Origin of the sequence: Actinocrinis puniceicyclus (assembly GCF_018283645.1) — a bacterium.
Taxonomy (GTDB): Bacteria; Actinomycetota; Actinomycetes; order Streptomycetales; family Catenulisporaceae; genus Actinocrinis; species Actinocrinis puniceicyclus.
The window spans coordinates 1-1278 of the sequence record NZ_JAGSXH010000325.1 but is presented as its reverse complement, the minus strand read 5'-3'; the positions used below and the strand labels follow the sequence as shown (position 1 = coordinate 1278).

At 67.5% G+C, this 1278-nt stretch carries 1 protein-coding gene; it reads left to right on the top strand.

Annotated elements, in window-relative coordinates; genetic code table 11:
- Positions 1-1278: SDR family NAD(P)-dependent oxidoreductase (locus KGA66_RS29080; RefSeq protein ID WP_211472818.1), on the top strand; the 1278-nt coding region annotated here is incomplete at both ends.

The window sequence follows — 1278 nt, the reverse complement described above, 5'->3', positions numbered from 1 at the left end:
CAAGTGGGACGCGGTGCGCGGTCTGGGTGTGGCGGCCGAGCGGATTGCTTCGTCGCGTGATCTGGGTTTCCGGGAGGCGTTCCTGGCCGCGACGGGTGGCGAGGGTGTGGATGTGGTGCTCAACGCGTTGGCGGGTGAGTTCGTCGATGCGTCGTTGGACCTGTTGCCGCGTGGTGGCCGGTTCGTGGAGATGGGTAAGGCCGATGTCCGCGACGCGGACCAGATGGCCCAGGCGCGACCGGGTGTGCGGTATTACTCCTTTGATTTGTTGGAAGCCGGGCCTGAGCGTATTCAGCAGCTTCTGACCGAGATCGTGGGGTTGTTCGAGCGGGGTGTGTTGAGGCATGCGCCGATCCGTACGTGGGATGTGCGGCGTGGGGTCGAGGCGTTCCGGTTCCTGCGTGAGGGCCGTAATACCGGCAAGGTGGTGCTGACTGTGCCGGCGCCGCTGGACCCGGATGGCACGGTGTTGATCACGGGTGGTACCGGTGGTCTGGGTGCGTTGTTCGCCAGGCATTTGGTGGCCCGTCATGGTGTGCGGCATCTGTTGTTGGTCAGTCGGCGTGGTGCGGCGGTCGAGGGTGTGGCCGAGTTGGTGGCCGGGCTGCGTGAGTTGGGTGCTGACGCGCGGCTGGTGGCGTGTGATGTGTCAGATCGTGGTCAGGTTGCTGAGTTGCTTGGTGGGCTGGAGCGCCCGTTGACGGGTGTGGTGCATGCGGCGGGTGTGCTGGATGATGGTGTGTTGGCTGCTTTGACGCCGGATCAGGTGCGGCGGGTGTTGCGGCCGAAGGTGGATGCGGCGCTGCATTTGCATGAGTTGACGCGGGGTATGGAGCTGAGTGCGTTCGTCCTGTTCTCTTCGGTGGCGGCGTTGATCGGCAGTCCGGGTCAGGGTAATTACGCGGCGGCGAATGCGTTCCTTGATGCGTTGGCGGCTGCGCGGCGCGCCGAGGGACTGCCGGCCAGTTCGCTCGCATGGGGCCTGTGGGCTGACGCGGGCGGTATGGCCGGAACGCTGGACGAGGCCGAACTGCGCCGTCTGGCCCGCATGGGCACCGCGGCGCTGCCCACACAACTGGGCCTTGAGCTGTTCGACCAGGCGCAGCGGCTGGACGACGCGATGCTGGTACCGGTGCGGCTGGAACTGGGCGCACTGCGCTCGCAAGCCCGGTCGGGCATGCTGCCCCCGCTGCTGCGCGGCCTGGTCAAATCGCCCGCCAAGGGCGCGGCCGCAGGCGGCGGGTCACTGGCCCAGCGACTGGCGGGCGTCGCCGAGGC